The 10,081-nt window shown below is 43.0% G+C and carries 8 protein-coding genes; 1 reads left to right on the forward strand and 7 read right to left on the reverse strand.

Annotated elements, in window-relative coordinates; translation table 11 throughout:
- On the reverse strand, positions 1 to 211 hold a 211-nt coding region (locus ACT8YW_RS19790), incomplete at its 3' end, for a glycosyltransferase N-terminal domain-containing protein (protein WP_444106891.1).
- A 12-nt stretch (positions 212 to 223) separates the two neighbouring features.
- Positions 224 to 1,741, reverse strand: coding sequence for a glutamate--tRNA ligase (gltX, locus tag ACT8YW_RS19795; RefSeq protein ID WP_444106892.1), 1,518 nt, complete (start codon positions 1,739 to 1,741; stop codon positions 224 to 226).
- Between the two features lie 94 nt (positions 1,742 to 1,835).
- Between gltX and ACT8YW_RS19800 the strand changes: the two genes are divergently transcribed.
- Complete coding sequence (locus ACT8YW_RS19800) at positions 1,836 to 3,908, forward strand: HD family phosphohydrolase (RefSeq protein ID WP_444106893.1); 2,073 nt, start codon at positions 1,836 to 1,838, stop codon at positions 3,906 to 3,908.
- On the opposite strand, the gene ACT8YW_RS19805 is transcribed toward ACT8YW_RS19800, so the two are convergent.
- From ACT8YW_RS19805 to ACT8YW_RS19825, 5 genes are all read right to left on the reverse strand, one after another.
- On the reverse strand, positions 3,883 to 4,353 hold the full coding sequence (locus ACT8YW_RS19805) for a low molecular weight protein-tyrosine-phosphatase (protein ID WP_004296375.1): 471 nt from the start codon (positions 4,351 to 4,353) through the stop codon (positions 3,883 to 3,885). The genes ACT8YW_RS19800 and ACT8YW_RS19805 overlap by 26 nt on opposite strands.
- A 17-nt stretch (positions 4,354 to 4,370) precedes the next feature.
- A complete protein-coding gene (locus ACT8YW_RS19810) occupies positions 4,371 to 6,167 on the reverse strand; it encodes a glycoside hydrolase domain-containing protein (protein ID WP_444106894.1) in 1,797 nt (598 codons plus the stop codon).
- Positions 6,168 to 6,218: 51 nt separating this feature from the next.
- Complete coding sequence (priA, locus tag ACT8YW_RS19815) at positions 6,219 to 8,675, reverse strand: replication restart helicase PriA (RefSeq protein WP_444106895.1); 2,457 nt, start codon at positions 8,673 to 8,675, stop codon at positions 6,219 to 6,221.
- Between the two features lie 191 nt (positions 8,676 to 8,866).
- A complete protein-coding gene (locus tag ACT8YW_RS19820) occupies positions 8,867 to 9,439 on the reverse strand; it encodes a porin family protein (protein WP_128131478.1) in 573 nt (190 codons plus the stop codon).
- 200 nt (positions 9,440 to 9,639) lie between these two features.
- Complete coding sequence (locus tag ACT8YW_RS19825; RefSeq protein WP_444106896.1) at positions 9,640 to 10,071, reverse strand: hypothetical protein; 432 nt, start codon at positions 10,069 to 10,071, stop codon at positions 9,640 to 9,642.
- Positions 10,072 to 10,081: the final 10 nt, after the last annotated feature.

Raw genomic sequence — 10,081 nt, forward strand, 5'->3', positions numbered from 1 at the left:
CACGAATCATTTCTATCAGAGGGCGTCCTTGTTCAAACTCCCCCAGTGAAGCAGCGTGAAACCAAATATACTGTTCCCCTTTTTCCACTTGTTGGCGTAAGAGTTCATACACCACCCAATGCCCCTTCATCATCTTCCGGGGCTTGCGGCTAAACGGAGCAGCCAAATGGACGATAAAGTCATAAATGACTATTGCCAGGTCGTAAAGCATAGTACTGATCGATTACTTCAAAACCTCTACCGCTCGTTTCATACGAGCTATCGTCTCCTCTTTGCCCAATACCCAGGAAATATCGAACATGTGCGGGCCTTTTCCTTCACCCACCAATGTCAGACGGAAAGCATTCATGATATTACCGGTATGGTAACCTTTCTCTGCAATCCAGTCCATAACGACTTTTTCCTGTCCTTCAATGCTAAAATCTTCAATACCGGCAATCACTTCTGCCAATTCGGTCATACATTTTGCAGAATCTTCTTTCCAGCGTTTCTTCACCGTCTTTTCATCATATTCGGTAGGAGCCACAAAGAAGAAGCTACAAACATCCCACAGTTCTTTAATGAAACTTACCCGGTCTTTCATCATGCCAACCACAGTCACTACCTTTTCGAAAGGAGCCTCTACGCCTTGTTCTTTCAAGAAAGGCAAGAACAGTTCCGCAATTTCTTCGTTAGGTTTCTGCTGTATATATTGATGATTGAACCATATTCCTTTTTTATAGTCGAACTTAGCTCCCGACTTGCTGCAACGGTGAAGATCAAACAATTTAATCAATTCGTCCATCGACATCACTTCCTGATCATTGCCCGGATTCCATCCCAATAAAGCCAGGAAATTAATCACAGCTTCGGGTAAATAACCGGATTCGCGATAACCAGAAGAGATTTCTCCGGATTTCGGATCGTGCCATTCCAATGGAAATACAGGGAATCCGAGACGGTCACCGTCACGCTTGCTTAATTTTCCATTACCTTCCGGTTTCAATAACAAAGGCAGGTGAGCAAATTCCGGCATCGTATCTTCCCAACCGAAAGCACGGTACAACAACACATGCAAAGGAGCGGAAGGCAACCATTCTTCACCACGAATCACGTGGGAAACTTCCATCAAATGGTCATCCACGATATTTGCCAAATGGTAAGTAGGCAGTTCGTCAGCCGATTTATAAAGCACTTTGTCATCCAGAATAGATGAGTTGATTACTACTTCGCCACGAATCAGGTCATTTACATGTATATCTTCATTCGGTTCGATTTTGAAACGAACAACATATTGTCTGCCTTCAGCAATCAGTGCATCCACTTCTTCTTTCGGCATAGTTAATGAATTGCGCATCATACCACGGGTAGATGCATCATATTGGAAGTTAGCAATTTCGGCACGCTTAGCGTCCAGTTCCTCCGGAGTATCAAAAGCGATGTATGCTTTTCCATTTTCCAGCAAAATCTGCACATATTTCTTGTAGATTTCGCGGCGCTCCGACTGACGGTACGGCCCCTGTTCACCACCAAAGCTCACTCCCTCGTCAAAGTGGATACCCAACCACTTAAAAGATTCGAGTATATACTCTTCCGCTCCCGGAACGAACCGGTTAGAATCAGTGTCTTCAATACGAAATATCAAGTCTCCGCCGTGTTGACGCGCAAATAGATAATTATACAAAGCTGTACGCACACCACCGATGTGCAATGCTCCCGTAGGACTTGGAGCAAAACGAACTCTTACTTTTCTTTCTGCCATAATTTGGGTTAGTATAGGTAAATCGTGGCAAAATTAAACCTTTTTTTCCACACTATTGTTTTTTTTTGTACTTTTCGCAAAAATTTCAGTGGATATGGAACATTTGAAGAAGAAAAAAAGATTTTCATGGAGAGATTTACTATATAAATCACTGCTGTTTGTAGGCACTGTGGCGCTGATTGTTTATTTCCTGCCACGTGACGGAAAATTCAATTACCAGTTCGACATCAACAAGCCCTGGAAATACGGACAGTTGATCGCTACTTTCGACTTTCCTATTTATAAAGAGGATGCAGTGGTAAAAAGGGAACAAGATAGCCTGATGGCTTTCTTCCAACCTTATTATCAACTGGATAAAAATATAGAAAAAGACGCAATCGCCAAGCTGAAAGAGAATTACCATACGAATCTGAAAGGAATTCTCCCTTCCATCGATTATTTGCGGTACATCGAGCGCACTTTAAAAGAAATCTATCAGGCAGGCATCGTTTCGACAGAGAATATACAGCTGCTTCACAAAGACAGCACTTCATCTGTCATGGTGATTGATGACAAACTGGCTAATCCACAGGCTACCGAGAATCTTTACACGGTAAAAAAAGCCTATGAGCACTTGCTGTCAGCAGACTCTACTCATTTCAACCGGGAAATTTTAAGGCAATGCTCCCTGAACGAATACATCACCCCCAACCTTACCTTTGACGAGGAACGTACCCAGGCTGCCAAAGAAGAAATCCTGAACAACTATTCCTGGGCAAACGGATTAGTAGTCAGCGGGCAAAAGATTATCGACCGGGGGGAAATCGTCAGCCCGCATACCTATAATATCCTGGAGTCATTACGCAAAGAATCCATCAAACGGAATGAGTCCATGGGACAAAACCGCCTGATTCTCGGCGGACAGATTCTGTTTGTAGGAATGCTGATGCTTTGTTTTATGCTTTATCTCGACCTGTTCCGAAAAGACTACTATCAACGGAAAGGCAGTCTGTCATTGCTATTCACGTTGATTGTATTTTACAGTGTCATAACCGCTTTCATGGTAACACATAATCTATTTAATGTGTATATCATCCCGTACGCGATGCTACCCATTATCATCCGTGTTTTTCTTGATTCGAGGACTGCTTTCCTGACGCATGTCATCACTATATTGATATGCTCCATATCCTTACGCTTTCCGCATGAATTCATTCTGACACAGTTGGCTGCAGGATTAGTGGCGATATTCAGTCTAAGAGAGCTATCGCAAAGGTCCCAACTTTTCCGAACGGCTTTATTGGTTATACTGACTTATGCAGCCATTTATTTCGCCTTCGAGTTGATGACAGAGAACGGTCTTTCCACCGACTTTTCGAAGTTGAACATACGAATGTACACTTACTTCATCATCAATGGAATTCTGTTATTATTCACCTATCCTTTACTCTTTTTATTGGAAAAAACTTTCGGATTTACTTCCAATGTAACGTTGGTAGAACTTTCGAATATCAATAATGACCTTTTGCGGCAAATGTCCGAGACGGTTCCGGGAACATTCCAACATTCCATGCAAGTGGCCAATCTTGCTGCGGAAGCAGCCATCCGTATTGGAGCCAAAAGCCAGTTAGTACGTACAGGAGCCTTGTATCATGATATTGGTAAGATGGAAAACCCTGCTTTCTTCACAGAAAATCAGTCAGGAGGAATTAACCCGCATAAGAACCTGAATTACGAACAAAGTGCGCAGGTCGTCATCAGTCATGTGACGGATGGATTGAAATTAGCCGATAAACACAATCTGCCTAAAGCCATCAAGGACTTTATCAGCACGCATCATGGACGGGGAAAAACAAAATATTTCTATATTTCCTGGAAGAACGAGCATCCGGACGAAGAACCGAATGAAGAATTGTTCACCTATCCCGGTCCGAATCCGTTCACCAAAGAACAGGCTATCCTGATGATGGCGGATGCCGTGGAAGCCGCCTCACGCAGTCTTCCGGAATATACAGAAGAAACAATCAGCAACCTGGTCGATAAGATTATCGATTCCCAGGTCACTGAAGGTTACTTTAAAGAATGCCCTATCACTTTCAAGGATATAGCAACAGTGAAAGCTGTGTTCAAAGAAAAACTAAAGATTGCTTATCACACCCGGATCAGTTATCCTGAGTTAAAGAAGTAAGCAAACCTGCGCAAGCATCTTCAAGAACATCAAGTACATATTCAAAACCCTCGGCCCCTCCATAATAGGGGTCAGGGACATGATCTGCAGGAATACGGGTGCAATACTCCGTCATGCGATGAATCTTCTTCCATTCTTCGGGAGAAGGAGCTTTGTCTTTCAAGTCATCTATGTTCCGGTCGTCCATACCGATAATCAGATCAAAATTATAAAAATCTTCCGTACGGACGGGGCGAGAACGATGCACCAATTGATAACCGCGACGGGCTGCATGAGCACGCATCCGGCTATCCGGCAATTCCCCCTGATGATAAGACAGGATTCCGGCAGAATCTATCACAAATTCTTTTTCCAGTCCCGCTTCTTCTATTAAATGAAGCATTACGCCTTCAGCCGTAGAGCTACGGCAGATATTTCCGAGGCAGACAAATAATATTTTCTTCATATATACATGATTGTTTCTCAAAAAGAGTTCAGTATCTGATTAGCCCGGTTCACGGTTACTGCCGCCGGGATTTCCGGCATACTACCCAGATTGAACGGAGCAAGCATTTTTTCTATTTTCTTTAATCCGGCCTTATTTCCTTTTTTCTCAAATTCCTGACGAAGGATATTGATCTTCTCATGCGCCTGTATTCCTTCAATCAAACGCTCGAAACGAATACAACTACGAGCTCCCGGATATACAAGGTAAGTATCTCCGCCTGCCCAACTGCGGAAACGGGAATCAAGCAGCGGCTCCAATGGCCAGCTGTTATATGCCCAACGCAGATAACCATCCAGATGTTTCTTAGATGAATAATAACTCATCCAGGCTGCTTCTGCAGGATCAGAGAAAGTAAACGTGTTGGGATGGGCTTCCGTACAGCAGGTATAATAATTAGTACGCTTGTTCTCGGCAACACGACGCAGACGCACTTCTTCCGGGAAGTTCTGTCCGATAACAATACAATAATCATATAGATCGGGCTCAATCTCTTCATGATAGTTTCCAGCCAACGATACTTTAAAATCCGGATCAGCTTTACGAATCACTTTCAACGTCTTCTGCATTACTTCCATCGGACGTTCGTCCATCGCAATAGCACAGATATCAAACCATCCTTTTTCTTTCAGATGCTTGGAGAAAGAGGCAAGCATCGCTCCCCACATTTCTTCATAAGCCACTTCACCCGGTGCAGTTTTCACGAATTGCAGAGAGTTGGTTGCCTGATCGTAGTATTGGAATGACAATTCCCATGGAACCATTGAGTAACAATTAATCTGTTTGTCAATGCCTACACTCATCATAAATTCCACCCAACGGTCGAAGATAGTATAATCAAAAGCCCATGTGCCATCCGCCCGTTTTATCCAAGTGACCATTGTATCAAAATAATCTTCTGTCTGACCATTCCAGGGCTTGTGCGTCAAAGTAGCCGTGATAATCTTCTGTCCGGCATCTGCCAACATTTTCATTAAAGGACGCATGGCATCGAAATGCTCCTGACTCCATAAAGGAACCTGATAATAACGTGCCACCGCATAAGGACTTTGCCATAAATCCAAGTGATAAGCCCATTCCGAAGGTTGAGGAAGTTCACGGGAAGAAACGATAATTTCCAGATTCAGGCGTTGCAATAAACGCGAGCCGTCATTGATTAACAATTCCCCTTGATAAGTTCCGGGAGTAGCCGATTGAGGAATCCAACACTGCACCCAGACCGGTTGAACAGTACGAGCGGGCAAAGCCATCGTTTTCAGGTTGGTATCAATAGGATCGGCCACCAATAATGAATCATAATCTATAGACTTCCGATGTCCGCAGGCACCTCTCCCATCCTTATTCAATTCATCCGTCATCACATAACGAACAAAACCACCTGTAAATGCACCTTTGGGAAGAACATTTCCCTTTTTGTCTTTAAAATCACCAAAGCTGAAATTCAGGTCTTTCAGTTCTACGCCTGTCCACACAACAGCTTGCGCGTTCACACGTTCGCCACGCCAGCCTTTCAGAGAAACAGTCTGTTGTTTCTTCAATTGCGGGAGTTGATGTTTTGCATACCGTACATCTGTTGTACCCCAAGAGACTTGGGTGGAAGTCACCGCTGCCCACTCTTTATCAGAAGGTGCAGTAGGATCAGGCAACTCCTGATAAGTCAGTAAAGGGAACTTCGGTTGTCCTGTCGGAACACCACATTGAGTTACTCCCTGCTGGGCAAAAACTGCACCCATGCTAAAGAGACAAGTCAGAGAAAAAATAGTAAGTCGTTTCATGGTTAGTTAATTAAATGATTAAAGGTTATTATATGGGGGAAAATTATTAAATCACATAGGGTCTACATCATAATAGACAATCAAAGATTTATAGCGTTCGTCCGCCAACATCTCACGCTGAATACGTAGCAACAATTCCCGTGCACGTCCCATTGGGGCATTCTGCTCAATCTTGACAACGATCTTCTTGATAAACAAAGTCTGGATACGGGCAACAGGAGGTTTATCCGGACCTAATACCCGATTGCCAAATACAGCCCGCAACTTATCCGCCATCACTGCCGCCATCTGATCCAGCAACGCTTCATTATGATTTTTCAGATAAACATATACCAGCCGGTAATAGGGAGGATAATGGAACATCTGACGTTCCACCAATTGTCCGCCTACCATATCTTCATAATCATTGGCAATGACCTGATGAATGATAGGATGATCGATACTCTTGGTTTGCAATACCACCCGTCCGCGTTTGTTCTTACGTCCGGCACGTCCCGCTACTTGTGCCATCAACTGAAAAGCACGTTCATAGGAACGGAAATCGGGATAATTCAACATGGTATCGGCATTCAATATACCTACTATACTGACATGATCGAAATCCAACCCTTTTGATACCATTTGCGTACCAATCAATATGTCCGTCTTTCCCTGCTCAAAGTCTGCAATAATCTTCTCATAAGCGGAGCGGGTACGTGTAGTATCCAGATCCATCCGGGCTACGGCAGCTTCCGGGAAAAGGATTTTGATGTCATCTTCAATCTTTTCCGTACCGAAACCACGGTTCACCAGTTCTGTTCCCTCGCAGGCAGGACAGGATTTCGGCAGTTGATACGTATAACCGCAGTAGTGACAGGTTAATTGATTAATTCCTTTATGATAGGTAAGGCTTACGTCGCAATTCTTACACTTAGGCACCCAACCGCAGGTACGACACTCCACCATCGGAGCAAACCCACGACGGTTCTGAAAGAGAATCACTTGTTCTTTCTGTTCCAAAGCCTCTTTCATATATTGTATCAGGAGTGGCGAGAATTGTCCGACCATCCGCTTTTTGCGATGCAGTTCCTTGATATCCACCGGAATAATCTCCGGCAACTGGATTTCTTTATATCGTTCTTTCAGTTGTACGAAACCATATTTTCCCTCTCTTGCATTCTGCCATGACTCGATAGAGGGAGTAGCCGTACCCAACAAAGTTTTAGCTCCGTACATGGCAGCCAATACAATAGCCGCGCTACGCGCATGATAGCGGGGAGCGGGATCTTGTTGCTTATACGTATTTTCGTGCTCTTCATCCACAATCACCAATCCTAGATTTCGGAAAGGCAGGAAAATAGAAGAACGAACCCCCAAAATAATATCATACCCGTTCTCTCCCAGTTGCTTCCGCCATATTTCAACCCGTTCGGCATCAGGGAACTTAGAATGATAGATACCCAGACGAGCACCGAAGACCCGTTGCAAACGCTCCGTAATTTGAGTGGTCAATGCAATTTCCGGCAACAAATATAACACCTGCTTTCCCTGACGAATCGCTTCTTCTATCAGATAGATATAAATTTCAGTCTTACCGCTGGACGTTACCCCATGAAGCAAACAGACATTTTTCTCTTGAAAAGACTGTACGACTTCATCAAATGCACGCTGTTGAAACTCATTCAAAGGATTTAATTCGACAATCTCCTTCTCCTGCTTATCCAACCGGCCGATTTCATGGTAGTAGATTTCAAAAATCTTCTTATCTACCAATCCATTCAATACAGAAGGGGCCACATTAGCCCGCTGCAACAGTTCTTTCTTGGAAACTTCTTTCGGAGTTCCCGCTCCTAAAACGCCGGAACACTCCACATACTTCATGAGTAATGCCAACTGCTTCGGAGCACGAGACAGAATATCAAACAGGATATGAAGCCGCTTTTCATCCGCTGTACCCGCAAGCCGAACCCGTGCCTCTGTTTTAGGTTTATAAGTACGCCTCAACTCTTCCTTTACGAAAATCGCTTCTTTATCGAGCAGAGACTTGATGACCGTAAGAATATTTTTGATGCCGCTGTCCTTCTCCAATTTAGTAACGCACTGTTGCGAATCTACGGCAAGTAAGTCCAAAATACGTTGCTCACGTTCCGGCAATGGCGCATCCGCTTCAAAATCAGGATTATATTCAACGATCGTTTCACTCTCCAGTTTCAGGCCGGAGGGAAGTGCCGCTTTATAGACATCGCCTTGTGTACAAAGATAATAATCAGCTATCCACTCCCAAAATTTGAATTGAGCGGGTAACAGAATGGGAGAAGCATCCAGCAATGCAGATATATCTTTCACTTCGTACTCCGTTGGAGCACAATAATGAACGTTAAGGACGATAGCCGTATAAAACTTCTTCCGCCCGAAAGGAACTACCACACGGCAGCCTATCTTCACATCTTCCGCACATTCATCCGGCAAAGAGTAAGTAAAACTCTTCGGAAGCGGAAGCGGTAATATGACATCTACGTACTTTTTCATTGCAGCTACAAAAATACAATAAAAAAACGGGGATTTAAAAGAAGGGAGAGAGAACACTTAAAAAGAAAACTCTACTTCATACAAGAATTGGAAGAAATATATTCGAGAGCGCAACAGGACAATCCCAAACAAAAAAGAGTTTCCAATTATCGGAAACTCTTTTTCATATACTATGTAAAGTGATAGACTACTTAAAAAATATAGGCCACAGATACTTGCCAAGTCTTAGTTTTATAAGAACCACCAGTGTCAATATCAGCGGTATCGCCCAATGGAATATTGTAATTAGCACCCACCTGCAAATGGTTCAGCAACTTCAAACCGGCGCCCACATTGATACCTACTTCAGCTTTCTTCTTATCAATTCCCGATTTCTTTTCAAAATCGAAATAAAAGTCAGGACCTGCAGCCAGATAAATACCAGCCAGACTTCCCAAGCCAATGGTATATTTCAGGTTTACAGGAATATCAATACCGTTTTGTTTAACAGTAATATCATCATTCCCTTCTGAAACTTTGATACCCCGTTGAGCAAAAAGCAAAGATGCATCTACTCCCAACCCTACGATTGGAATATTAAACTCTGCCATCGGGCCGATAAAGAAACCAGTGAAATTATCCTTTTTAAAGTTTTCGCTCACATTAGAGAAACTCGCCTTTGACAAGTTCAAACCTCCCTTTACACCAAAGTGTATCTGCGCCTGAGCAGGCATTGCCATAGCTATACATATAGCAATCATTAAAGCACCAAAAATCTTTTTCATAAATTTACGTGTTTATAATTCGGGACAAAGATATATATTTAGATTAAATAAACACAAATTATTGGTTGTTTGTTCATTTAAAGACGTCGTTGTCCCTCCTGACGAACTAATAAGAATTTCTTATAAGTTCGATTTTATCCAATTGGTACGGTTATGAAGCAATTGATATTTTAGCAAATAAGTATTGAATTGATCCGATTTTACTTCCTGATTTTCATACAGATTCTTTTCAGCCAACAGGTACAGCAAGTAGTCTGCCCCAAGACGAGTTCTTTTTCCAACTTCCGCAATCGGTCGCATTGTTTCAGCCATTTGATTTGTAAGGTATCATAGAGGATTCCGGCTGCTTTATATCTTGTGATTTCTTTGTCCTGTTTTCCTAAAAGTGATAGGTATATTGAACAAAGTTTTGATTTATCTATGCAATATCGTTCCAGTTTTTCGATATACATCAAGGTAGCCCCCTTCTCATTTCGACCCATAAACTCCTGAACACTGTCATCACTGATGATGTCGATGCCCGGCCTTTCGTAGTCCACAGTGATTTCTCGCATCTCTATCAAGACCCAGATATATTCTGTCTCGAATCCGTACTTTGCGGCTGCCTCTTCTATACTAATCCATTGTGCCATAGCGTTTGTT

It is taken from the genome of Bacteroides sp. (assembly GCF_052357945.1).
GTDB lineage: Bacteria > Bacteroidota > Bacteroidia > Bacteroidales > Bacteroidaceae > Bacteroides.